At 34.4% G+C, this 26,175-nt stretch carries 21 protein-coding genes and 2 riboswitches; of the genes, 19 read left to right on the top strand and 2 right to left on the bottom strand.

Features of this window, described 5'->3' with window-relative positions; translation table 11 throughout:
• Positions 1–148 precede the first annotated feature (148 nt).
• The 4 genes from metK to JQC67_RS18535 all read left to right on the top strand — a co-directional run bounded on the left by metK (position 149) and on the right by JQC67_RS18535 (position 7,692).
• On the top strand, positions 149–1,405 hold the full coding sequence (gene metK, locus JQC67_RS18550) for a methionine adenosyltransferase (protein ID WP_203254393.1): 1,257 nt from the start codon (positions 149–151) through the stop codon (positions 1,403–1,405).
• Between the two features lie 75 nt (positions 1,406–1,480).
• Positions 1,481–1,604: riboswitch (SAM riboswitch) on the top strand.
• Positions 1,605–1,728: 124 nt separating this feature from the next.
• Positions 1,729–3,003, top strand: coding sequence for an O-acetylhomoserine aminocarboxypropyltransferase/cysteine synthase family protein (locus tag JQC67_RS18545; protein WP_203254392.1), 1,275 nt, complete (start codon positions 1,729–1,731; stop codon positions 3,001–3,003).
• Positions 3,004–3,113: 110 nt separating this feature from the next.
• On the top strand, positions 3,114–6,500 hold the full coding sequence (thrA, locus tag JQC67_RS18540) for a bifunctional aspartate kinase/homoserine dehydrogenase I (RefSeq protein ID WP_203254391.1): 3,387 nt from the start codon (positions 3,114–3,116) through the stop codon (positions 6,498–6,500).
• Positions 6,501–6,528: 28 nt separating this feature from the next.
• On the top strand, positions 6,529–7,692 hold the full coding sequence (locus tag JQC67_RS18535; RefSeq protein ID WP_203254390.1) for a trans-sulfuration enzyme family protein: 1,164 nt from the start codon (positions 6,529–6,531) through the stop codon (positions 7,690–7,692).
• 78 nt (positions 7,693–7,770) lie between these two features.
• Here JQC67_RS18535 and JQC67_RS18530 read toward each other — a convergent pair whose 3' ends face one another.
• On the bottom strand, positions 7,771–8,925 hold the full coding sequence (locus tag JQC67_RS18530; protein ID WP_203254389.1) for a serine hydrolase domain-containing protein: 1,155 nt from the start codon (positions 8,923–8,925) through the stop codon (positions 7,771–7,773).
• Positions 8,926–8,931: 6 nt separating this feature from the next.
• Positions 8,932–9,378, bottom strand: coding sequence for a hypothetical protein (locus JQC67_RS18525; protein ID WP_203254388.1), 447 nt, complete (start codon positions 9,376–9,378; stop codon positions 8,932–8,934).
• 522 nt (positions 9,379–9,900) lie between these two features.
• Here JQC67_RS18525 and JQC67_RS18520 point away from each other — a divergent pair.
• The 15 genes from JQC67_RS18520 (at position 9,901) to JQC67_RS18450 (ending at position 26,159) form a co-directional block, all read left to right on the top strand.
• A complete protein-coding gene (locus tag JQC67_RS18520) occupies positions 9,901–10,314 on the top strand; it encodes an RrF2 family transcriptional regulator (protein WP_203254387.1) in 414 nt (137 codons plus the stop codon).
• A 190-nt stretch (positions 10,315–10,504) separates the two neighbouring features.
• Positions 10,505–10,768 carry a DUF2061 domain-containing protein gene (locus JQC67_RS18515; RefSeq protein WP_153756682.1) on the top strand — a complete coding sequence of 88 codons (264 nt, stop codon included), beginning with the start codon at positions 10,505–10,507 and terminating at the stop codon, positions 10,766–10,768.
• An 11-nt stretch (positions 10,769–10,779) separates the two neighbouring features.
• Entirely contained in the window at positions 10,780–11,403 is a 624-nt protein-coding gene (locus JQC67_RS18510; protein WP_203254386.1) for a phosphoadenosine phosphosulfate reductase domain-containing protein, read from the top strand.
• Positions 11,404–11,440: 37 nt separating this feature from the next.
• Positions 11,441–12,340 carry a sulfate adenylyltransferase subunit CysD gene (gene cysD / locus JQC67_RS18505; RefSeq protein ID WP_203254385.1) on the top strand — a complete coding sequence of 300 codons (900 nt, stop codon included), beginning with the start codon at positions 11,441–11,443 and terminating at the stop codon, positions 12,338–12,340.
• Between the two features lie 101 nt (positions 12,341–12,441).
• Positions 12,442–13,689 (top strand): sulfate adenylyltransferase subunit 1, encoded by a 1,248-nt coding sequence (locus tag JQC67_RS18500; protein WP_203254384.1) that lies wholly within the window; start codon positions 12,442–12,444, stop codon positions 13,687–13,689.
• An 87-nt stretch (positions 13,690–13,776) separates the two neighbouring features.
• Complete coding sequence (locus JQC67_RS18495; protein ID WP_203254383.1) at positions 13,777–15,867, top strand: HEPN domain-containing protein; 2,091 nt, start codon at positions 13,777–13,779, stop codon at positions 15,865–15,867.
• A 4-nt stretch (positions 15,868–15,871) separates the two neighbouring features.
• A complete protein-coding gene (gene cobA / locus JQC67_RS18490; protein ID WP_203254382.1) occupies positions 15,872–16,675 on the top strand; it encodes a uroporphyrinogen-III C-methyltransferase in 804 nt (267 codons plus the stop codon).
• Positions 16,676–16,690: 15 nt separating this feature from the next.
• Positions 16,691–17,752 (top strand): NAD(P)/FAD-dependent oxidoreductase, encoded by a 1,062-nt coding sequence (locus JQC67_RS18485; RefSeq protein ID WP_203254381.1) that lies wholly within the window; start codon positions 16,691–16,693, stop codon positions 17,750–17,752.
• Between the two features lie 142 nt (positions 17,753–17,894).
• A riboswitch (SAM riboswitch) is annotated at positions 17,895–18,030 on the top strand.
• 96 nt (positions 18,031–18,126) lie between these two features.
• Complete coding sequence (locus JQC67_RS18480; protein ID WP_203254380.1) at positions 18,127–19,134, top strand: homocysteine S-methyltransferase family protein; 1,008 nt, start codon at positions 18,127–18,129, stop codon at positions 19,132–19,134.
• Entirely contained in the window at positions 19,131–21,845 is a 2,715-nt protein-coding gene (gene metH, locus JQC67_RS18475) for a methionine synthase (protein WP_203254379.1), read from the top strand. The genes JQC67_RS18480 and metH overlap by 4 nt, the downstream gene beginning before the upstream one ends.
• Positions 21,845–22,087 (top strand): hypothetical protein, encoded by a 243-nt coding sequence (locus tag JQC67_RS18470; RefSeq protein WP_203254378.1) that lies wholly within the window; start codon positions 21,845–21,847, stop codon positions 22,085–22,087. Before metH ends, JQC67_RS18470 begins: the two co-directional genes overlap by 1 nt.
• Entirely contained in the window at positions 22,087–23,040 is a 954-nt protein-coding gene (metF, locus tag JQC67_RS18465; RefSeq protein ID WP_203254377.1) for a methylenetetrahydrofolate reductase [NAD(P)H], read from the top strand. Before JQC67_RS18470 ends, metF begins: the two co-directional genes overlap by 1 nt.
• A 67-nt stretch (positions 23,041–23,107) precedes the next feature.
• Complete coding sequence (locus tag JQC67_RS18460; RefSeq protein ID WP_203254376.1) at positions 23,108–24,208, top strand: acyloxyacyl hydrolase; 1,101 nt, start codon at positions 23,108–23,110, stop codon at positions 24,206–24,208.
• A gap of 11 nt (positions 24,209–24,219) precedes the next feature.
• A complete protein-coding gene (locus tag JQC67_RS18455; protein WP_238934913.1) occupies positions 24,220–25,041 on the top strand; it encodes a head GIN domain-containing protein in 822 nt (273 codons plus the stop codon).
• A 17-nt stretch (positions 25,042–25,058) separates the two neighbouring features.
• Complete coding sequence (locus JQC67_RS18450) at positions 25,059–26,159, top strand: serine hydrolase domain-containing protein (protein ID WP_203254375.1); 1,101 nt, start codon at positions 25,059–25,061, stop codon at positions 26,157–26,159.
• The last annotated feature ends 16 nt before the right edge of the window (positions 26,160–26,175 follow it).

The following is a 26,175-nucleotide window of genomic DNA, read 5'->3' as shown; positions in this document are numbered from 1 at the left end:
ATTTTGACCTCAATAATAATTGAGGAAGGATTTGACTGATTGCAACCTCTATAAAAATGCTAAAGCAGTTGATATTGATTTATTTCAAATCAAACTTCTTTTGTGGTTATAGTTTTTTAAATCCTTTACTTTATAAAAATAGAAGTTTATGTCGTATTTATTTACTTCAGAATCAGTTAGTGAAGGACACCCAGATAAAGTTGCTGACCAAATAAGTGATGCACTTTTAGATCATTTTTTGGCTTTTGATCCTGAAAGTAAAGTAGCATGTGAAACATTGGTTACTACAGGTCAAGTTGTTCTTGCTGGTGAAGTGAAAAGTAATACTTATTTAGACGTTCAAAATATTGCTAGAGATGTAATTAATAAAATTGGCTACACCAAAGGTGAATATCAATTTAGTGGTGATTCTTGTGGAGTTATCTCATTAATACATGAACAATCGCAAGATATTAATCAAGGTGTTGATCGTGGTGATAAAGAGCAACAAGGAGCAGGAGATCAAGGTATGATGTTTGGGTATGCTACTAAAGAAACCTCAAATTATATGCCTTTGGCATTAGATATTTCGCATAAAATTTTACAGGTTCTTGCTGAATTAAGAAGAGAAAACAAGCAAATTAGTTACTTGAGACCAGATGCAAAATCACAGGTTACAATTGAGTATTCTGATGACAATGTACCGCAAAGAATAGATACTATAGTTGTGTCTACACAGCATGATGCTTTTGATGCTAGTGATGATATAATGTTGACTAAAATCAAAAAAGATATAATTGAAATCTTAATTCCAAAAGTAAAAGAGAGACTTCCTGAGAATATTCAGAATCTTTTTGATAATCAAATCGAATATCATATCAACCCTACCGGTAAATTTGTTATTGGTGGACCCCATGGTGACACGGGTTTAACGGGTAGAAAGATTATTGTTGATACATATGGTGGTAAGGGGGCCCATGGTGGTGGTGCTTTTAGTGGAAAAGATCCTAGCAAAGTAGATAGAAGTGCGGCCTATGCTGCGAGACATATTGCCAAAAATTTAGTTGCTGCGGGAGTGGCAGATGAAATTTTGGTACAGGTTAGCTATGCAATTGGTGTTGTAAAGCCAACTTCAATCTATATTGATTCTTACGGTACTTCAAATGTTGATTTTACTGATGGACAAGTAGCCAAGATTGTAGAGAAATTATTCGATATGCGTCCTTTTGCTATAGAAGAAAGGTTAAAATTGCGTAATCCTATTTATTTAGAATCTGCGGCATATGGTCATATGGGTAAGGAGCCTAAAGTTGTGAAAAAAGTCTTTGAATCCCCTTATAATGGACGTGTTGAGAAAGAGGTTGAACTTTTTACCTGGGAGAAATTAGATATGGTTGACAAGGTTAAAGAAGCCTTCAAATTATAAATTTTTCAAAAAAAGTAGGGGATTTCAAATTCCTGAACATATATTTGTTTTTTCAAAGTTCAAACACTTATTGAAATGTTATCAAGAAAGGCGGAGGGAATAGACCCTTTGAAGCCTTAGCAACCCTTTGTTCCTCCGATAACTTATCGGATTCAAAGAAGGTGCTACATTCTATCCGCCTTTGGCGGACAGATAACGAAAACGAATTACCTTAGTAATTCTTACTTTCTTAATAACTTTTTGATTTTATACGACTGCCATAATTTGTGGTTCGTGGTTTGGATTTTTTAATCGAAGTAATAACATTTAAAAAATCAAAAGTCATGAGTGATCTTAAATTTTCTACAAACGCCTTGCATGCTGGGCATGACACAACGCAAACTTCAGGTACAAGAGCTGTGCCTATTTATCAAACGTCATCATATGTTTTTAATGATACTGATCACGCAGCAAACTTGTTTTCACTTGGTGAATTAGGTTTTATTTACACGCGTTTAAATAATCCAACGAACCAAATTTTACAAGAAAGATTGGCTGCGTTAGAAGGTGGAATTGGAGCAGTGGTATTCGCTTCAGGTGCAGCAGCTATATCAGGTGGACTAATGACACTTTTAAAAGCTGGTGATCACATTGTTGCGTCAAGTAGTTTGTACGGTGGTACTTTTAATTTGTTAAATGTTACTTTGCCAAGATTGGGTATTACAACCACATTTGTTGATGCTTCTGATGCAGATAATTTTACAGGCGCTATTCAAGAAAATACGCGAGCAATATTTGTTGAATCTTTAGGTAATCCTAAATTAGATGTACTTGATTTAAAAGCAATAGCAAAAGTTGCCAAAGAGGCTCAGGTGCCATTTATAGTTGATAATACAGTAGCTACACCAAGTTTGTTAAACCCAATTGAGTACGGAGCGAACATAGTTATACATTCATTAACAAAATATATTGGTGGACAAGGAACTTCTTTAGGGGGTGCTATAATTGATGCTGGAACTTTTGATTGGACAAACGGAAAGTTTCCTGAATTCACTGAACCTTCCGCTGGTTACCACGGTTTAGTTTATAGTGAGGCATTGGGTGCTGCAGCGTTTACCTTCAAATTGATTTTAGAAGGATTGAGAGATTTTGGAGGTGCATTAAGTCCATTTAACGCTTTTCAAATTATTCAAGGTTTAGAGACACTTTCAGTTAGAATAAAGCAGCATAGTACTAATGCTTTAGAATTAGCTACATGGCTTGAAGCTAGAGATGAAGTTACTTGGGTAAATTATCCAGGTTTAAAAAGTAGTAAGTATAATGAATTAGCAAAAGAATATTTACCAAAAGGACAAAGTGGTTTGGTAACATTTGGAATAAAAGGTGGTTTTGAAGCTGCCAAAAAATTCACCGATGCAACCAAAATATTCTCTTTATTGGCAAATATTGGTGATACTAAATCATTAATTATTCACCCAGCTAGTACTACGCATCAGCAACTGAATGAAGACCAACAAGCGGCTGCTGGTGTAACGCAAGATTTAATTCGTCTTTCTGTAGGTTTAGAGGATATATCAGATTTGAAAAATGACTTAGAAAATGCTTTTAAAGCAATCTAAATATTCAGTATTATTTTATAATTAACTTTTCTATTTATCGGAATCAAGATTTAATTATTTTTTTCTTGGTTCCGTTTGAACAGATTATAACCTTTTAGGTAGGCTAAAACATGCTACACGAAATAGATCTTAACAAGTTTACCACGCTGAGCGGTGTTTCGCAAAACATTAAGCTTTCGTATCAATTATTTGGTAAAGAATTGCATACTGCTCCAATAATTTTGGTCAATCATGCTTTAACTGGTAACTCAAATGTTACGGGTGATGAAGGCTGGTGGTCTGCTTTAATTGGTGATGGTAAATGTATAGATACGCAGAAGTATACAGTGTTGTCATTCAATATTCCGGGTAATGGGTATGATGGTTTTATAATTGATAATTATAAGGATTTTGTTGCCGCTGATGTTGCAAGAATATTTTTGTTAGGTCTTGAGTATTTAAAAATAAATAAAGTATTTGCAATTATTGGTGGATCATTAGGCGGTGGTATTGCCTGGGAAATGGTGGCTTTGAATGCAACAATTACTGAGAATTTAATTCCGGTAGCCTCTGATTGGAAATCAACTGATTGGTTAATTGCAAATTGTCAGATTCAAGAGCAGTTTTTAATTAATTCAAAACAGCCCGTACATGATGCGCGTATGCATGCTATGCTTTGTTATCGTACTCCAGAATCTTTTAAAGAAAGATTTAAAAGAAGTACGAACGAAGAACTCAAAGTATTTAATGTAGAAAGCTGGTTGATGCATCATGGCGAAAAATTGCAAGAGCGTTTTCAGCTTTCTGCATATAAGTTGATGAATCAATTACTTAGAACTATAGACATTACTAGAGATGGTGATGTGCTTTTTAATAGCATACAGAATAGTGAAATCAACATACATATTATTGGGGTTGATTCAGATTTGTTTTTTACTGCAAAAGAGAATAAAGATACTTTTCGGCAGTTAGCACAAGCCAATAGTAATGTTACCTATGGTGAGGTACATTCTTTGCATGGTCATGACGCGTTTCTAATTGAGTTTGAGCAGATGCAGAATTTACTTACTGGAGTTTTCAATCAAAATGGAAAATCTGGTAATGTTAAGGTGCTTAAGTTTGGAGGTAAATCACTAAGCAATGGTGAAGGTATTGGCAATGTGTTAGAAATTGTAAAATCTAAAGTTGACAATGGTGAGAATATTGCACTTGTTGTTTCTGCAAGAGAGAAAGCTACAGACCAATTGGAAAGTATGCTTGATAAAGCCGCAAACGGACTTGACTTTGCCAAAGATTTTTCAAGCTTTGAAAAATATCAAAGTCAAGCATATAAAAATGTAAATCTATCAAAAGAATTTGCAAGCTTATTTAAACTTCTAGAAGGGGTTTCTTTCTTGGGTGATTATAGCTTGAAAATTAAGGATCAGGTGATGGCTTATGGTGAATTAATTTCAGCAAAGCTTTTAACAAAGTTACTTATCGGTAAGGGCATAAAAGCAAAATTTATTGATTCAAGAAAACTGATAAAAACTGATGCTACATTTGGCGATGCTCAAGTTATTGAGGCGGTTACTAAAGAAAATATGTTGCGAGAGTTTGCTAATTTTGGGGATGATATAGTACCCGTAATAACAGGTTTTATTGCGTCAACTTTAGAAGATGAAACAACTACTTTAGGTAGAAATGGAAGTAATTATTCTGCAGCATTAATTGCTAATTTTTTAGATGCTTCAGAGTTACAGAATTATACCCATGTTGACGGAATTTATACGGCGAATCCTGATTATGTGAGTGATGCTAAGCGCATTTCACAATTGTCATATGCTGAAGCTAATGAGTTGGCTAGTTTTGGAGCAAATATTCTTCATGCAAAAACGATTATCCCATTAATTGAAAAAAATATTCCGTTACGTATTCTCAATACCTTTAACAAAGACAATGAGGGTACTCTTATAAGTGCAAAGACCAATAAAGAGGGAATTAAATCGCTATCGGTAATAGAGAATGTGGCTTTAGTAAATCTTGAGGGTAGAGGTCTTCTTGGTAAAGTTGGTGTTGATGCTAGAATTTTTAGAGCGCTTAGTGAAAACAATATTAGTGTTAGTATTGTTTCGCAAGGTTCTTCTGAAAGGGGAATCGGTTTGGTGGTGAATGCAGTAAATGCACAGCGTGCTAAAATTGTATTGAAAAGAGAGTTTGAAAATGATTTTCAAGCAAAGGATATCAATTTGATTAAGGTGGTAACTGATGTGTCAGTTATTTCAATAGTCGGTCAAGATTTGAGTTCTTTTCATAGACCATATAATGCGTTGATTAAAAATCAAATCATTCCACTTTTATTTAACAATACTGTAACTGGAAAAAATGTGAGTCTTGTTGTTCGTAAATCTGATTTACATAAGGCATTAAATGTAATGCATGGTCAAATTTTCGGAATTAGTAAAAAGATAAATATTGTTGTTTTTGGTCATGGTAATGTAGGTGGAACTTTAATTGATCAAATTTTAAAGTCGGCTAAAACAATTGAAAAAAGAAAAGGAATTGACTTGAATGTATTTGCAATAGCAAATTCTAAGAAGTTATTATTAGCAGCAAAAGGTATAACAAGAACATGGAAATCCGCATTAAAAGAAAAGGGTGTATCATATACTGTTAAAGACATATTTGACTTTGCAAAAAAGCATCATTTAGAAAATTTAATAGTTGTTGATAATACAGCAAGTGAAGATTTTGTAGCCAACTATTTTGAGTTTGTTGAAAACGGATTTGATGTAGTATCATCTAACAAAATAGCGAATACATTGGGTTACGATTATTATCAATTACTTCGCGAAGAATTGGTGAAAAATCAAAAGCAATATTTGTATGAAACTAATGTAGGAGCAGGACTTCCATTGATTGATACCATAAAATTATTACACCTTTCTGGTGAAAATATTACTCAAATAAAAGGTGTTTTTTCAGGAAGTTTGAGCTACATTTTTAATACGTTTTCTGAAGTTGATGCTCCATTTTCTTCCATATTAAAAGATGCGATGCGAAGTGGTTTTACAGAGCCCGATGCAAGAGAAGATTTGTCGGGTAATGATGTTGGTAGAAAATTATTAATTCTTGCACGTGAGTTAGAATTGAGCAATGAATTTTCAGATATCGAAATTCAAAATTTAATACCATCTGCGTTACGCAAGGGTGAAGTTGATTTCTTTTTGAAAAACCTTGATCTATTAGATGATAAGTTTAATGAAATAAAAAAGAACCAAAAACCAGGACATGTTCTGCGTTATGTAGGTGATTTGCACGGTGATCTTCAAAAAGAAAAAGGAATTCTTGAAGTAAAACTAATTTCTGTACCCAAAGAAAGTGCTTTAGGTCAGGTAAAAGGTTCGGACTCAATAATAGAGATTTATACAGAATCATATGGTAAGAATCCTTTGGTAATACAAGGTGCTGGAGCCGGAGCTGCGGTAACTGCTAGAGGTGTTTTTGGTGATATTTTACGTATTGCGGAAAAAGGATAGTTTTGATTAAAGAGATTTAATAAGTAAGATGGAAAAGAAATTTGAAACAAATGCGATACGAACGCAACTAGAACGTTCGCAATTTTTAGAGCATTCAACCCCAATGTATTTGACCTCAAGTTTTGTTTTTGAGGATGCGGAAGATATGCGGGCTTCATTTGCTGAAGAGAAAGATCGAAATGTCTATTCACGTTATTCGAATCCGAATTCTTCAGAATTTATTGAAAAGGTTTGCCAAATGGAAGGCGCAGCAGCAGGCTTTGCTTTTTCTTCAGGTATGGCGGCGGTATTCTCAACGCTTGCTGCACTATTAAATAGTGGTGATCATATTTTATCAGCACGCAGTATTTTTGGTTCTACGCATTCGCTTTTCACAAATTTTTTTCCAAAATGGAATATAGACCATTCTTATTTTAAAATTGATGAACTTGAATTAATTGAAAGTCTGATTACACCAAAGACTAAATTAATTTATGCGGAGTCACCCACCAATCCTGGGGTAGATATTTTAGATTTAGAGGCACTAGGAAAGATTGCAAAGAAGCATAATTTGATTCTAGTAATTGATAATTGTTTTGCATCACCATATTTACAACAGCCTATAAAATTTGGAGCCGATTTGGTCATACACTCTGGCACCAAATTAATGGACGGTCAAGGTCGTGTACTTGCGGGAATAACCGTTGGTAGTAAAGAATTAATTGAAAAGGTATATCGTTTTTCAAGAATTACAGGTCCGGCGCTTTCGCCTTTTAATGCCTGGGTTTTATCAAAAAGTTTAGAAACCTTAGCCGTTCGTGTTGACCGCCATTGTGATAATGCTTTAAAATTGGCGACGTTTTTAGAAAGTCATGAGAAAGTAAATTGGGTAAAATATCCATTTTTAAAATCACACCCGAAGTATGAAATTGCTAAAAAACAAATGAAAGCTGGTGGTTGTGTAGTTGCTTTTGAAGTTAAAGGAGGTTTAGAAGCTGGGCAGAAATTTTTCGATTCAATCAAACTATTATCGCTTTCAGCAAACCTTGGCGACTCAAGAAGTATCGTTACGCACCCAGCATCAACAACACATAGTAAATTATCGGTTGAAGAACGCGCGCAAACAGGTATCACAGACGGTATGGTTCGTGTATCAGTTGGTTTAGAACATGTTGATGATATTATTGCTGATGTGAAGCAGGCATTGGCGTAGAAACGGTTTAGTTTAAAAGTGTAGGTGAACTAAGCATTATTGAAACTCTTATATTAGATTTAACCAGTTGCGATAAAGCTATTCTGAAAGAAGGTGCAATAATTCTGTGATTAAAGCTTGTCTTCCGTCAACTCCTGCTACATTTTTATTAAAAAGTAATATTAAGGCTGTTTGATTCTCTAGATTGATAAAGAAATCTGAGTTGAAACCGCCAGTTGCACCATTATGGTGTCTAAAGGTTTCATTGGGTACATTGTCATTTATATATTCAAACCAACCCAAACAGTTTCGTGTTTTTGTATGGTCATTTGTTTCATATTCTTTGAAATAAACCTTGTGAGTTAATCGAATAGCTTCGCCGAGCATTGTTTCTGGCGGATTTATGTTTGCTTCGGCATATTTTATTAAATCTCCAGCGGTTGATTTAATAACACCAGCACCATCTAGAGCATTTAATGTTTTCCAGTAATCTGATTCTTTACCTTTCAAATTATAACCCATTGCCCAATTTTCAATAGCTGTTTCTGCAAAATTTGCAGTGGTATTGTTTAGTCCTAACGGATTGGTGAGTTTTTGTTGAAGTACTTTACTATAGCCTATATCGTAGTTTCGTTTTAAAATGGTGCCAACTAATCCCATACCAAGATTTGAATAAGCATATTGCGTGAAAGGGTCTGCATGAATTCTTGCGTTTTCTAAAAATGCGTACAAATGTCGTTCATCATAATCTGCAAATTCTTTTCCAGCATCTCTTGACAAATTAAAGTTATTAGGCATTCTAGACAGACCTGATGTGTGAGTCAACAAATGTTTAAAATTCAATTCTATACCATTCCTATTTAGTTTAGGAAGATTATTAGGTAAGTAAGGTTTTATGGTTTGTTCAATATCTAAGCCTTGTTCTAATAGCATGTTGGTTGCCAGAATTGAAGTAAACGTTTTTGTTATAGAGCCAATCTCAAAAAAGGTGTCTTTGGTAGGTGTTAGCCCACTTCCTTTTTTAGTTTCACCGTAGCCATAAAAATGAGTTTCTCCATTCTTTAGCATTCCAATAGAAATACCCACAGTGTTCAGATTGTCTTTATGAGTAATATAGATTTCATCAACTGCAATGTCCATTTCAGAAGACAAAGTATTGTTTGTAAGTTCAACAGGTATATCCTCCTTTAAAGAACAAGCGCTCACAGTGATATAGGCGAAAGTTAGGAATATGACTTTTTTGATTCTATTCATACTTGCTTAAAATTTACATATGATGCCCAATGAGATGCTTGATGAAAAGCCTTCTGTAAGTCTTGTGTAATTTCCATCTTCTAATTTTATCCTTTTATATCCTAGAGAAAGTGCAAAAGAGGTCTGTTTTATACGGAAAATATCATAGCTGTAATGTAGACCAAAGGAAGGGCCAAAATTACTTTTTGTGTTTTTTTGCTTTACTAATTCGCTTTGAGCGTTGTATTCATGGCGGTCATATAAATAGTGGGTTAGAATGTAGTTTCCAGAAATATTTACTCTGATATTACTACGTCTAGTGGGTTCAAAACGATATTGTACCCCTAAGCCTAGTATATATCTATTTTCAGTTCCTTCTGAATTTAAAAACCCCAAAGAGGGCATATATGCAAAAGAATGCTTTCGCTTTTTATAAAAATCTTTGGCGTAAAAAATAGAGCTTCCAACATCCAATCCATCGTAAAGATCAATAATATAAGTGTCTAAAAAGACGCCTATTGAAGTTGTCTTTTCGTTTTGAACAATATCATTTGTTTGTCCGCTTACTTCTGTTGTTATCCAAAGTAAAAGTAAGGTGCTTAAAATTTTATAGTAGTTATTGATTATGTTCTGATTTTAAATTAAAAGTGAGAAAATACTTAAACTGGTATTTATTGTTTTTATCTATGAATTAAGTCAATACTTATGCTCTAACATTCTTAAAATGAGATTTTTAATATTTTTTTATATCACGGTTCAGTGCTAAAATTTAAAATGAAAGTACTTTGAAATCACTAGATTAAACTTGGAATTAGGAAAAGTATAACAAAATAGTTGCCATCGAATTATTGTAAATATAAATTGAATATAGAGTTAGCGTAGGTATCAAATAGGTGAAGGTTTTATTTTTGTAGGTCTAGTATATTTAGATGATGTGAAGAAGTTACCAGTATAGATACTTCATAGCAGAATGCTAATTTTCGCTATATTCGCTTCATGCTCTCAAAAAAGACAAAATACGGTTTAAAAGCATTGACGTACTTAGCTGCGCAAAAGGATAAACAACCGGTGCAGATTGCTGAAATTTCTAAAAAAGAGAATATTTCACAAAAATTTCTGGAGAGTATATTGTTGTCTCTTAGAAAGACAGGCATTCTAGGCTCTAAAAAAGGAAAGGGTGGGGGCTACTACCTCATTAAAGAACCCAAAGAGATTTTAATGACTGACGTTATGCGCATATTAGAAGGCCCAATTGCTTTGGTACCTTGTGTTAGCCTTAATTTTTACGAAAAATGTGAAGATTGCCCGGACGAAAAAACATGTTCTGTAAATAAGTTAATGCTAAAGGTTAGAGATGCAAATCTGGCAGTTTACCGTAACAATACCTTGGCTGATTTGGTATCTACTTAATCTTCTTCTTTAGAATTTTCTAAAAATTGATGAATTATCTTCAGTTTTCGCCACCATTTGTTAATAATCTATTAAATCTATAGAGTAATGGAATATTTTTTTCAATTTATGGGTTTGTAACAATAATTTTGTTTTATTTTTGTTTACTCTATTAAATAGATAGGGTAATTAGATTAATAATATTTTTTCGATGATAGTAGATCAGATAGTTTTAAATAAAAAAGAATCTAAGGGTAAATATTCTGAAGATTCAAAATCAGAAAAACCTATTAGAAGCGTAGCTAAGGCTATTAGTTGGCGTATAATTGGTACGTTAGATACGTTGTTAGTTTCATATTTGTTAACTGGCGAAATTGCTATTGCAGCTTCTATTGCATCAATTGATTTTGTTACTAAAATGTTTCTCTACTTTTTTCATGAACGTATTTGGAATAAAATTAAATGGGGAAAATAAAATAATTTATCATGGCCTTTACACAAGAACAAATAGAAAAATTAAATATTCAATTCAAGGATGTTTCTCCTAAAGAAATAATTTCATGGGCTATTGATAATGCTCAAAACCCTGTCATAACCACTAATTTCAGACCCTATGAGGTTGCAATATTGAATGCTGTTGTAGATGTGAAAAGTGATATTAAAGTTGTTTGGTGTGATACAGGTTATAATACCCCAAATACATATAAACATGCTGTAGATTTGATCGAACGATTACATCTTAATATTGATTTATATGTACCCAAACAAACATCTTCTCATAGAGATGTAGTTATGGGGATTCCTAATATAGATGACCCAAGGCATGCTGTTTTTACTGAACAAGTAAAGTTAGAGCCGTTTAAAAGAGCAATGGCTGAACATAAACCAGATTTGTGGTTTACAAATTTACGTAAGGGTCAGACAGCACTAAGAGATAGTTTGGATATTCTAAGTCTTAGTAAAGACGGAGTTTTAAAAGTAAGTCCGTTTTATCATTGGGACGATGTTCAATTAGATGCTTATTTGACAGAAAGAAATTTACCTAACGAACATAAATATTTTGACCCTACCAAGGTGTTAGAAAATAGAGAATGTGGTTTGCATACGTAATTAGCTAAACCGTTTAATAGAACTTGAAGTTATTTTTATGAAAGATACATCACATATAAATCCATTAGAAAACGAAGCTATCTATATTTTTAGAGAGGTAGCTGCTCAGTTTGAAAAGCCTGTACTGTTATTTTCAGGTGGAAAAGATTCCATTACCTTGGTTCGATTGGCTCAAAAAGCATTTTGGCCAGCGAAAATTCCGTTTCCTTTAATGCATATTGATACAGGGCATAATTTTCCTGAGACAATAGAATTTAGAGATCGTTTGGTTAAAGAACTTGGTTTAGAGTTAATCGTAAGAAACGTCCAAGATTCTATTGATGCTGGAAAGGTGAAAGAAGAATCTGGAAAATATTCAAGCAGAAACTCACTTCAAACCACGACACTTTTAGATGCGATAGAAGAGTTCAAATTTGATGCATGTATTGGTGGTGCTCGTAGAGATGAAGAAAAAGCTAGAGCAAAAGAACGTATTTTTTCAGTGCGTGATGATTTTGGTCAATGGGATGAAAGAAACCAACGACCTGAGCTTTTTGATATGCTAAACGGTCAAATAGAATTGGGACAAAACGTACGTGTTTTTCCAATTTCTAACTGGACAGAATTAGATGTTTGGTCTTATATAGAAAAGGAAGAGATTGAAATACCTTCTATCTATTTTGCACACAAAAGAAAAGTCTTTTTAAGAGATGGATTGATATGGTCGCATTCTGATTATGTTTTTCAAGAAGATGATGAAGAAGTACTAGAGAAAATGGTGCGATTTAGAACTGTCGGAGATATGAGTTGTACTGCAGCTGTATTTTCAGAAGCGGCTGATATAGCATCTGTAGTTCAAGAAATTAGAGATTCTACAATTTCAGAACGTGGTGCGCGTATTGATGATAAAAGATCAGAAGCAGCCATGGAAAAAAGAAAACAACAGGGGTATTTTTAAAATACTTCGACTTTTCTAAAGGGGAAATGCTAAAAAATTTACAATAATTAAAATATAACCCAATAAACTATCTCTTAAATGAGTGAGTTAGGGCAACTAAAATGGAAGTACTAAAAATAGCAACAGCGGGTAGTGTAGATGATGGTAAAAGCACCTTAATAGGTAGGCTTTTATATGATACAAAATCATTGACTACAGATAAGTTAGAGGCCATTGAAAAGACCAGTAAACAGAAGGGATATGATTATTTAGATTTCTCTCTAGCAACAGATGGTTTGGTAGCTGAGCGTGAGCAAGGAATTACAATTGATGTTGCTCATATTTATTTTTCTACCGCTAAGAAGAGTTATATCATTGCCGATACACCAGGTCATGTAGAATATACTAGAAACATGGTTACGGGTGCTTCTACTTCTCAAACTGCAATAATTTTAATTGATGCACGTAAGGGAGTGATTGAGCAAACCAATCGTCATTTTTTCATCAATAATCTACTTCGAATTAAAGAAGTGATTGTTGCGGTTAATAAAATGGATTTGGTTGATTTTTCAGAAGAAAAATACAATGCTATTAAGGAAGACTTTGAAACCTTAATGGGAAAAAGAGATTATCAAGATCAACGAATTACTTTTATTCCTGTAAGTGCTTTGAAGGGTGATAATGTTGTAAATAAATCTGAAAACACACCTTGGTATAAAGGTGAAACCTTATTAGAGCATTTAGAAGCTTTAGACATGGCTGCTGTTTCAAATGTGGGTACACCACGTTTTCCCGTACAATATGTAGTTCGTCCAAAAACGGAAGAGTTTCATGATTTTAGAGGTTTTGCAGGTAAAGTATATGGTGGTGAATTGAGTGTAGGTGATGAGGTAGTTGCTTTACCATCACAAACTAAATCTCGAATTAAGGATATTTACTTTTATGACAAAAAGTATCAGACAGCTTCAAGACGTTCTTCAGTAACCATTACATTAGAAGATGAGATTAATGTAAGTCGTGGCGATATGCTAGTAAAAGTTGGTGATTTACCAACTATAGAAAAAGAGTTTACAGCAACAATTTCTTGGATGGACTCTCAACAATTAACCGCAGGTAGTAAATATGTAGTGCAGCATGGTGTCAATAAGGTGCTTGCTAAAGTTGAAAAAATTCATCATAAAATTCACCCTGATTATTCAGGTATTGATGAAAGTGCATCTGCTTTAGGAATGAATGATATTGCGCAGGTAACTTTTAAACTTAATAAACCTATTTTTTACGATAAATTCAAAAACCATCGTACTAATGGGTCTTTCATACTGCTTGATACACAATCAAATAATACAGTAGGAGCTGGTTTTATTAGTTAATAAGGAATTAGTAAAAGCAACTATAATTATGGTTGCACAATTAATTCTTAATGAGTAACCAGTTTTAATGCCAAATCAGAATAAGAAATGCAAAGTTTTAGAACAGAAATAGAGAATCCGATTGTACAGAAAGATATTATCGATTTAGCGGATAAAATCGAAATGTTTCACAATGGAAAAATAGATGAAGAAAAATTTCGAAGTCTACGTTTAGCTCGTGGAGTTTACGGTCAGCGCCAAGAAGGTGTGCAAATGATTCGTATAAAATTGCCCTATGGTAAAGTTTCTTCTAAGCAATTAAGAAGAATTTCTGATGTTTCTGAAGAATATTCTATTGGACGTTTGCATATTACTACGCGTCAAGATATTCAAATTCATTATGTCGATTTAAATAGAACTCCTGAGTTATGGGCAGAGCTAGAGAAATCTGATGTAACCATTCGTGAAGCTTGTGGTAACACAGTTCGGAATGTAACGGCAAGTGAAACGGCTGGTATTGATGTTGATGAACCTTTTGATGTTTCACCTTATGCACAGGCATTATTTGAGTATTTTTTAAGAAACCCGATAAGTCAAGAATTAGGAAGAAAATTCAAAGTTTCTTTCTCTTCTAGTGATGCAGATACGGGACTTTCTTACATGCATGATTTAGGTTTTATCGCTAAAGTTGAAAATGGCGAAAGAGGTTTTAAAGTAATGCTTGGTGGTGGTTTAGGTTCGCAGCCACGTCATGCTGATGAGTTGTACTCATTTTTAGCTACAGATAAAATTATTCCTTTAATGGAAGGTGTTGTTCGTGTTTTTGACAGATACGGAGAACGAAAAAGTAGAGCAAAAGCACGATTGAAATTCTTGTTGAAAGACGTAGGTTTAGATGGATTTAAAACGCTACTGGAGGAAGAGCAATTGGCTATTCCTGTTAAAACGTTTCCTATAGATGCAGATGCTTATCCTGAAGTAAAAATTGCAGAAGTTGAAGTGCCTAATGTTGTTGTTGAAGATCAACAAGAATTTGAAGCTTGGAAATCAACAAATATCATCCCTCAGAAACAAGAAGGATACGTTGCCATAGGTATAAAAGTGTTGTTGGGTGATTTCTACTTGAAAGAAGCGCGAGCCTTAGCAGATTTAGTTGAAAAATATGCTGCTGATGAAATTCGATTAAGCTTGCGTCAGAATATAGTTGTGCCGTATGTAAAAGAAGAATTAATTCCTTTTTTCTACACAGAACTTAAGAAACTAGGTTTTACGGAGGCGGGTTATGATAAGGCAGTTGACATTACAGCTTGCCCTGGTACAGATACTTGTAATTTAGGAATTGCAAGTAGTACAGGTATTGCTGAGGAGTTAGAAAGAGTAATGAAAATAGAATACCCTGACTACATTAATAATCCAGATGTAGTTATTAAAATTAGTGGATGTATGAACGCTTGTGGTCAACACAATATGGCGAACATCGGTTTTCAAGGAATGTCTGTTCGAACTAAAGATAAATTAGTTGCACCAGCACTTCAAGTATTGTTAGGCGGTGGAAATATTGGTAATGGAGAAGGTAGATTTGCAGATAAAGTTGTGAAAATACCAAGTAAGAGAGGTCCAGAAGCTTTACGTTTAATCTTGAACGATTTTGATGCTAACGGCGGTGAATTATCATTCCCAGATTACTATGCAGAAAAAGGTGAGCATTACTTCTATGATTTCTTAAAAGATTTAACCAGTGTAGATAATTTAACTGCTGATGATTTTATCGATTGGGGAAATTCAGAAGAATATGTAAAAGCTATTGGTATAGGCGAGTGTGCAGGTGTAGTAATTGACTTGATTGCGACGCTATTATATGAAAGTGAAGAGAAAATACAAACAGCAGAAACAACCTTTAATGATGGTAAATTTGCAGCTAGTATTTATCATTCGTATTCATCAATGGTGAATACGGCGAAAGCTATACTTACTTCAGAGAATCAGAAAACAAATACACATGCAGGTATCATCAAAGATTTTGATGAAAAATTCGTTGCCAATAAAAGAATCGTTTTAGATAGAGGTTTTGAAGAATTTATCCTTCAGATTAACAAAAACGAACCTACTGCTGAATTTGCAAAAAGCTATTTAACTGATGCTAAAAGCTTTTTAGAAGCTGTAGCTCAATTTAGAAAACAAGAATTAGCTGAAGCATAAGTTCATGAAAGCAGCAAACAACAAACAAAACTTGAATACAGAGCAAACTTTCGGTCTTTTGACTGTGGTAGGCGCTGGTCCGGGAGATGTTGAATTGATAACGCTAAAGGCGATAAAAGCACTACAAAATGCAGATGTGGTTTTGTATGATGCTCTTGTTGATGTTGCGTTATTGAAGTATGCCGAAAAAGCAGAACTTATTTTTGTTGGAAAGCGCAAAGGGTGTTATTCGTATCAACAAGAACAAATCAATGAACTTATTGTAGAGCGTGCAAAAAGTGGAGGTCATGTGGTTCGGTTAAAAGGGGGAGACCCTTTTGTGTTTGGGCGCGGAGCTGAAGAAATGGAATATGCCGCTAAACATGGTCTAGCAGTTGCAATGGTGCCAGGTGTTTCATCAGCGTTATCTGTTCCTGCTGCTCAAAATATTCCAGTTACAAAAAGAGGTGCTACAGAGAGTTTTTGGGTGATTACAGGTACTACCAAAGAACATAAACTATCAAGTGATGTGCAATTGGCTGCCAAATCGAACGCCACAATTGTCATTCTAATGGGTATGTCTAAACTTTCGCAGATAGTTGATCTTTTTAGAAGTGAAGGAAAATCAGAAATGCCTATTGCTATTATTCAAAACGGCACTAGAGAATCTGAAAAAATAGGAATTGCTACAATTGATTCAATCGAAAAGGAAGTTGAAAAACTAGCACTAACTAATCCGGCAATAATTATTATTGGTGAAGTAGTAAAGCATAGAGAAAATATTTTAAAGATTCAAGAAAAGCATAAGACTCAAGAGTTTATTTATTAAGTATAGATTTATAAGATGATTAAGACAGATTTAATTATAATTGGCGCTGGGCCAACAGGTTTATTTACGGTTTTTGAAGCAGGTTTACTGAAGCTAAAATGCCATTTAATTGATGCTTTACCACAACAAGGGGGGCAGTGTTCTGAAATTTATCCGAAGAAACCTATATATGATATACCAGCTTTTCCTGAAATATTAGCAGGTGAATTGGTAGATAATCTAATGGAGCAAATTAAACCTTTTGAACCTGGATTTACACTTGGTGAACGTGCTGAGACTTTAGATAAACAAGAAGACGGTTCTTATATTGTTACAACTAATAAAGGCACAAAACATCATGCGCCTGTAGTTGTAATAGCAGGTGGATTGGGTTCTTTTGAACCACGAAAACCACCTATTGAAAATATTGTTGATTTTGAAGATAAAGGTGTTGCATATATAATTAAAGACCCTGAAGTATATAGAGATAAGAAAGTGGTTATTGCTGGTGGTGGAGATTCTGCCTTAGACTGGGCAATTTTCTTAGCAGATGTTGCTTCTGAAGTTTCTTTAGTACATAGAAGAAATGAGTTTCGAGGTGCACTAGATTCAGTTGAAAAAGCTGCCGAATTAGCTAAAATTCGAAAGATAAAACTCTTTACAGAGGCCGAAGTGAAAAAACTTTTTGGAGATGAGAAGTTAGAAGCAGTTGGCATTAAACATAAAGATGAGTCAAAGGGTGAAACCTATTTAGAGGTTGATAATTTTATTCCTTTATTTGGGTTGTCTCCAAAACTTGGTCCTATTGGTGATTGGGGCTTAGAGATTGAAAAAAATGCCATTAAAGTTAATAATGCAAAAGATTATCAGACGAATTTACCCGGTGTATTTGCCATAGGTGATGTAAATACCTATGAAGGTAAATTAAAACTGATTTTATCTGGTTTTCATGAGGCTGCCGTTATGTGTCAATATGCCTACCAAATGATTAATCCTGGTAAACGTTATGTCATGAAATATACTACAGTAGGTGGTGTAGAAGGATTTGACGGTAGTAAAAAAGAAGCAAAAAAAGAGGTGGTTCAAAGTATATCGTAAATACGATTATCCTCAAAATTATAAATTTAGGTTTGCAAAATCCCTCCCTTTTTAGTGGAGGGATATTAAAAACCAAACACTTTACTTGTTTTTAAAAAAGTAGAGGTGTTACTTTGTATTCAGTTCTTTACAAAATTGTATTAAGTTATCAAGAAAGGCGGAGGGATTAGACCCTATGAAACCTTGGCAACCCTTTGGTTTATTCCTGTTATAGAGCGACCTAAGAAGGTGCTACATTCTACTGAAAGGCGCTATTTTAGTTATTCAGCAGATAACAATTAAGTCTCTGGTTTGTACCAAATCCTTTTTTGATAAATAGTAATAGTTGTTGGCACTTATTTGGTGTTTGCAATCTAAAAAACGAAAATCTTCAAATGAGGAATATTAAAGAAATACTTGCTGAACGAATTTTAGTGCTTGATGGCGCTATGGGTACTATGCTGCAGCGTTATAAATTTCAAGAAGAAGATTTTAGAGGCGAGCGATTTAAAGATTGGGAGCATCCACTACAAGGTAATAATGATTTATTGTCGTTAACACAGCCAGAAGCTATTGCTGAAGTACATAGAAAGTATTTTGCAGCTGGTGCTGATATTGTTGAGACCAATACGTTTTCAGGAACTACGATCGCGATGGCCGATTATTACATGGAAGATTTGGTTTATGAATTGAATTATGAGTCAGCTAGAATTGCCAAAATGGTGGCTGACGAGTTTACTAAAAATGAACCTGATAAACCCAGGTTTGTGGCAGGTAGTATGGGCCCTACGAATAAGACCGCCAGTATGTCGCCTGATGTAAATGATCCCGGATTTAGGGCTGTTTCATTTGAAGAACTACGTGTTGCCTACAAGCAACAAGCCGAGGCACTATTAGATGGTGGCTCTGATATATTATTGGTTGAAACAATTTTTGATACACTAAATGCAAAAGCCGCACTTTTTGCAATTGAAGAAGTAAAAGAGGAAAGAAATATTGATGTGCCTATTATGGTGAGCGGTACAATAACCGATGCATCCGGAAGAACCTTATCTGGACAAACTGCTGAGGCTTTTTTAATTTCAATATCTCATATTCCAATTTTGTCAGTTGGATTTAACTGTGCTCTTGGAGCAAATCAATTGGTGCCGCATCTTGAGGTTCTATCGACTAAAACAGATTACGCAGTTTCTGCACATCCAAATGCAGGCCTACCAAATGCATTTGGCGAGTACGATGAAACTCCCGAACAAATGGCGGGTCAAATAAAGGAATATGTTGAAAAGGGTTTGGTGAATATTGTTGGCGGATGCTGTGGTACAACACCTGAACACATTATGGCTATAGCTGATTTAGTAAAGCAATATGATCCTCGAGGTTTACCGATAGAAGAAAATAAATGAAAGAGATGACACCTAAATACTTAAAATTAAGTGGACTTGAACCACTTATCGTCACTCCTGAAAGTAATTTCGTTAATGTTGGAGAGCGGACAAATGTTGCTGGTTCAAAAAAGTTTCTGAGGTTAATCAAAGAAGAAAAATATGAAGAGGCTTTAGATGTTGCGCGTGATCAAGTTGAAGGCGGAGCTCAAGTCATTGATATTAATATGGATGATGGACTTCTTGATGGTAAATACGCCATGGTTAAGTTCTTAAATCTTGTCATTGCAGAACCCGATATTGCTCGTGTGCCTATCATGATTGATAGCTCAAAATGGGAAATTATAGAGGCAGGTTTACAAGTTGTACAAGGTAAATGTGTGGTGAATTCTATTAGCCTAAAAGAAGGAGAAGAAGAATTTATACAGCGTGCCAAGTTAATCAAGAGATACGGTGCAGCTGTGATTGTAATGGCCTTTGATGAGGTTGGCCAGGCAGATGATTATCAGAAGCGTATTGATATTTCAAAACGCTCGTATGATATTTTGGTTAATGAAGTAAATTTTCCTCCAGAAGACATCATATTCGATTTAAATATTTTCCCAGTCGCAACAGGAATGGATGAGCATAAACTCAATGCTTTAGATTTTATACGTGCTACAAAATGGGTGAAAGAAAATCTTCCACATTGTAGTGTGAGTGGGGGTGTTAGTAATGTGTCTTTTTCGTTTCGAGGAAATAATCCCGTGCGGGAAGCTATGCACTCTGTCTTTTTATATCATGCTATAAAAGCAGGTATGAATATGGGTATTGTTAACCCAACAATGTTGGAGATTTATGATGATATTCCTAAAGATTTATTAGAGCGAGTTGAAGATGTGATGCTCAACCGTAGAGATGATGCAACTGAAAGATTACTAGATTTTGCTGAATCAGTTGTAGGTAAGGCCAAAGAAAGTAAAGTTGATTTGTCATGGCGTGAAGAGCCGTTGCAGAATAGAATAACTAGAGCATTAGTTAAAGGTATTGACCAATATATTGTTGAAGATGTTGAAGAAGCTCGATTAGCAGCATCAAAACCAATTCAGGTTATTGAAGGTAATTTGATGGCAGGTATGAATGTTGTTGGTGACCTTTTTGGGAGCGGAAAAATGTTTTTGCCACAGGTGGTGAAATCTGCTAGGGTTATGAAAAAAGCTGTGGCGTATCTACTTCCATATATAGAAGAAGAAAAGTTATTGAACCCGCAAGAGGGTGATTCTGAGGGTGCAGGTAAAATATTAATGGCCACTGTAAAAGGTGATGTGCATGATATTGGTAAAAATATTGTCAGCGTTGTATTAGCTTGTAATAATTATGAAATTGTTGATTTAGGTGTGATGGTACCACCTGAAAAAATTATTGCAGCTGCTATTGAGCATAATGTTGATATTATTGGACTAAGCGGACTTATTACTCCATCGCTTGATGAAATGGTTCATTTGGCAAAAGAGATGGAGCGTAAAAATTTTAAAGTGCCATTACTAATTGGAGGTGCAACAACTAGTAAAGCACATACGGCTGTAAAAATAGATCCAAAATATAGTCAGGCTGTTGTGCATGTAAATGACGCATCAAGAGCTGTAACTGTTGTTGGTGACTTATTACAGAAAGAAACTTCTGATAGTTATAAAAGGGCTATCAAAGATGACTATGAGGTGTTTCGAGAAAAATTTATGAATCGTTCACAACACAAAGAGTATAAATCTATTGAGGCGGCACGAAAGAATAAGTTTCAAATTGATTGGAATACATCAGAAATAGTTAAGCCCAATGAATTGGGTGTTCAGATTATTGAAGATATGGACCTAAATAAATTGGTTCCTTTTATCGATTGGACACCATTTTTTAGAAGTTGGGAGCTTCATGGTAAATATCCTGCGATCTTAACTGATAACGTGGTGGGTGAACAGGCAACTGAATTGTTTGCCGATGCTCAAGATATGCTGAAAAAAGTTTTGGAAGAAAAACAATTGACGGCGAAAGCTATATTTTCACTATTTCCTGCAAATACAATTAATGATGATGATATTGAAGTTGATATTCTTGCAGAAGAAGGTCAAGACGCTTCTGAAAATAAAAAATTCATCTTCAGAACATTGCGTCAACAACTACAACGTAGAGAAGGTGTTGCTGATAATGCCTTAGCTGATTTTATCGCTCCAAAGGAAAGTGGTAGAAAAGATTATATGGGTTGTTTTTGTGTGAGTACTGGGTTTGGTACTGATGAAATTTCTGATCAATATCGAAAAGATTTAGATGACTATAATTCTATAATGATTAAAGCTTTGTCTGATCGTTTAGCAGAGGCGTTTGCTGAATATTTACATAAAGAAGTCAGAATAAAGCACTGGGGTTATGCTGCAAATGAAGAATTAAGTAATGACGACTTAATCAATGAATCATATAAGGGTATTAGACCTGCACCCGGTTATCCGGCGTGCCCTGATCATTTAGAGAAAAAAACCATTTGGAAAATTCTTCAAGTTGAAGAAAAAATAGGAGTGAAATTAACTGAAAGTTTAGCTATGTGGCCGGCAGCATCGGTATCAGGTTATTATTTTGGAAATCCGGAAGCAAAGTATTTCGGACTAGGAAAAATAAAAGAAGATCAAGTAGAAGATTTTGCTAAACGTAAAGGTATTCCGTTAGAAGAAGCAAGTAGATGGCTAGCGCCTAATATGGTAGATTGATGAGTGAAAAATTTATAGAGTTAAGGTTAGGTAGCCACATGATTTCTCATGGTTATGATGCTAAGAATAAAGAAATTTTAGAGGAAGTTGCATCGCCATTTTCTCGTAAATTAGTAGCCGTATCACGAATAAAATCTGTTAGTGAAAAGTATATATTAACGGATTATTTGGATGGAAGATGGGTATATTGGGAGTATGAAGGGGATTTTAAAATTTTAAAGAAAAAATTAACCAAGATATAATGAAGGTTACTGAGCATATAGAAAAGGCAAAAGGAAAAACGCTTTTTTCATTTGAAATTGTTCCCCCTGTAAAAGGGAGAAATATACAAGAGTTGTACAATAACATTAATCCATTGATGGAATTTAACCCTCCTTTTATTGATGTTACAACCTCTCGTGAAGAAACTATATATGTGCAGAAAGAAGGTCTTTTAGATAAAAAAACAACTCGTATGCGACCTGGTACGGTTGGTATTTGTGCTTCCATTCAACATAAATATAATGTAGACACAGTACCGCATGTGATTTGTGGTGGTTTCACAAAAGAAGAAACGGAGTACATGTTGGTTGATTGTCATTATTTAGGCATTCAAAACGTAATGGCTTTACGTGGTGATGCCATGCGTGAACAATCGTATTTTGAGCCAGCAGTAGGGGGGCATGCTTATGCAAAAGGACTTGTAGAGCAAATACAAAACTTAAACTGTGGAAAATATTTGCACGAGGTAATTGAGTCGGATGATTGTGCTGACTTCTGTATTGGTGTTGCTGGATATCCTGAAAAACATTTAGAGGCTCCTTCTTTAAAATCCGATTTAAAACGACTTAAAGAGAAAGTAGATGCTGGTGCTGATTATGTAGTGACGCAAATGTTTTTTGACAATCAAAAGTATTTTGAGTTTGTAGCAGCGGCCAAAGAAATGGGAATAAACATACCTATTATTCCAGGGATAAAACCGTTAGCAGTAAAACGACATTTACAGTTGTTACCACAGGTGTTTCGTATTGATCTTCCTCAAGATTTAATTGATGCTGTTGATACTTGTGAAAATAATAAAGCAGTTCGTCAAGTGGGTATTGAATGGGCAATTCAACAGTCAAAGGAATTAAAGGAAGCTGGGGTTCCTGTATTGCATTACTATTCTATGGGAAAATCAGATAATATTCAAGCGATAGCAGAGGCATTGTTTTAATTTTTTATTCTTTGAAAAGAAGCCTTTAGCTTTAATAATTATCCCTATAGTTTTACCTTTACTTTTTATGAGGTTAAAGTTCTTACTTATTGCATTGCTTTTTGGTTGCCTGTCGTTTGCTCAAGAAAGTGCAGTTGCAAAACGTTATGTGATTGATGCTAATCTATTCTACGGCTCAATACTATTACACAACCCTGATATTACCCATTTAATTGAAGAACATCCTTCAGGATTAATTCTCGCACTCAATAGAAAAACATATGGGTCTGAAGAGTGGCAAGAATTATACAATTACCCTGATGTAGGTTATTCATTTATCTATCAAGATATGCATACTGAAACATTGGGTAAGCACTATGGCCTTTATGCGCACTATAATTTTTATTTCTTAAAACGCAATTTGCAATTGAGGTTTGGCCAGGGTGTTTCATATGCTACTAATGCTTACGATAAGTATACCAATTTTCGTAATAATGCCTACGGTTCAGATTTCTTAAGTTCAACATATTTAATGTTGAATTTTCATAAAGAAAATTTATTTAAAGGTTTGGGCTTTAAAGCGGGTGTTAATATTATTCACTATTCTAATGCCAATGTTAAATCGCCAAATACTTCAACAAATACTATTGCGTTCAATGCCGGCTTAACGTATGATTTAGATGGGGGTAAAGAAGTTAGTTATGCTGTAAATCCTGAAAAAGTTAAAGTTGCTGAACCGATAAAATTTAATCTTGCTTTGAGAACTGGTGTAAATTCAAGTGATGTTATTGGTTTGGGGCAACATGCCTTCTATATTATTTCAGGATATGCTGATAAACGTCTCGGCAGAAAAAGCGCAATTCAAGTGGGGGGTGATATCTTCTTTTCACATTTTTTAAAGGAATTAATTCGCTTTCAAGCTATTTCGTTTCCGGAGTACGGAGTTCAAGAGAATGATGATTTTAAACGAGTAGGATTATTTATTGGCCATGAATTATTTGTCAATAAAATAAGCTTTATTACCCAACTGGGATACTATGTGTATTATCCTTTTGATTTTGAAGGCAGGGTATACAACAGAATTGGTTTTAAGCGTTATTTCGGCAAAAATATGTATGGTGCTGTAACCTTAAAGGCGCATGGTGCAGCTGCAGAAGCAATAGAATTTGGAATTGGAATTCGATTTTGAAATTAATGTTTATGAATGATATAGAAACATTTGGTAATACTAACAACCCTATTAAAAAAGTAGGAGTGCTTGTGTTACCTATATTTAGAATGTTTTTTTTAGCATTTCTAATTATATCAATAAGTTCATGTAATTCAGAATCTAGTTCAGATTGTTTTCAGAATTCAGGTGATATGATACGTCAAGAAATTTCGGTACCCGAATTCTCTAAAATTACAGTCTATGAAAAAGTAGCATTGGTTTTAAAGCAGGGAGTTGCACAAAAAGTAGAAATTGAAACAGGTGAATTTCTGTTAAATGAAATATCTGCTGAAGTAGAAGATGACCGATTGCTTCTAAGAAATGAAAATGGCTGTAATCTTTTTCGCGATTATGGTATAACCACGGTGTATATTACTTCGCCAAATATTACTCAAATTAGAAGCAGTAGTGGACTGCCAATTCAAAGTGATGGTGTTTTAAATTATCCAACTTTAGAATTGTTAACTGAAAGTTTTTTAGAACCTGATGCGCTTACAACTGATAGTGAATTTGATTTAGAACTTAATTCAAATTCGGTTAGCATTGTGGTTAATGGTATTGCTTATTTTAAATTGAAAGGGGTTGCCGAAAATCTTAGTTTGTATGTCGCTTCAGGTGATTCTAGAATAGAAGCGGCTACTCTATTGGCGCAACACGTTACATTAAATCATAGGGGAAGTAATGATTTATTTATAAACCCTCAAGAATCAATAAATGGAACTATTCGTGGTAATGGTGATGTTATAAGTAGTAATAAACCTTCGTTGGTTGAGGTTGATGAAATTTACAAAGGGAAGCTGATTTTTAAATAGCAAAAACCTTTCAATAGATGAATCCTATTTTAAAATATATTCGAAATTTGTCTGCTTTTCAACGAGTTATAGGTGATTCTACAGAATTAACAGAAATAGCAAAAGCAGATGTATTGCTTTCTGATTTAGTTGATAAAAAAAAGGTTCCGGGTATTGCAATTTCGGTATTTAAGGAGGGTAAAACAATTCTACAAAAAGGTTATGGTTATGCTGATTTGGAATCTAAAACACCAATCAATCCAGAGAAAACTATATTCAGAATAGCCAGTGTTTCTAAAAATATTGCTGCAACTGCGCTAGCCTATTTGGTAGAAGAAGGTAAAATTAATTTAGATGCTTCTTTTTATGATTATGTGCCATATTTCCCAAAGAAAGAATATGATTTCACCATTCGTCAATTGGCAAGTCATACAGCAGGGATTCGAAGTTATCGCGGAATAGAATACGGATTAAATATACCATATTCAATAAAGGAAGGTATTGATCTTTTTAAAAATGATCCGTTAGTTTTTAAACCAGGTACTCAATATTTATATACTAGTTTCGATTGGGTTTTATTATCATTAGCAATGCAAGAGTTAACTGGTAAGCCGTTTGAAAATCTTGTGCAAGAATTGGTATTAAATCCGCTGGGTCTAACAAGTACGTTTGCTGCAACTAATAATTCTAAGAAAGATTTGAATCAAATAGTAGCAGAAAATTTAAATCAAGATGAATTCGCAACTTTTTATTCAAAAAATAAATTAGGTTTTAGAAAAGCTATTACTGTAGACAATTATTACAAGTTAGCTGGTGGTGGGTATCTTTCAACAGTAACAGATATTTCAAAATTTGGACAGTCTATTCTAAATGGTGAGGTTTTTAACGAAACCACAAAAGCTACATTTTTGACATCCGAAGAAATAAATGGAGTTAAAACGTATTACGGTCTTGGTTGGCAGGTAAGTGAAGATGCCAGTGGTCGTACTTTTTATGGTCATGTTGGTAATGGTGTAGGCGGCTATTCTAATTTTTTCGTCTACCCCAATGAACAATTGGTATTTGCACTTCTTACGAATTGTACCGATCCTAAAATTCAAGAATATTTAGATCAGGTTGTTTCATTGCTGTTAGATTAAGCACCTGTATTAAATA

The sequence above is a fragment of the Aurantibacter crassamenti genome (assembly GCF_016811105.1).
Classification (GTDB): domain Bacteria; phylum Bacteroidota; class Bacteroidia; order Flavobacteriales; family Flavobacteriaceae; genus Aurantibacter_A; species Aurantibacter_A crassamenti.
This window is presented reverse-complemented; position numbering and strand designations above follow the sequence as displayed.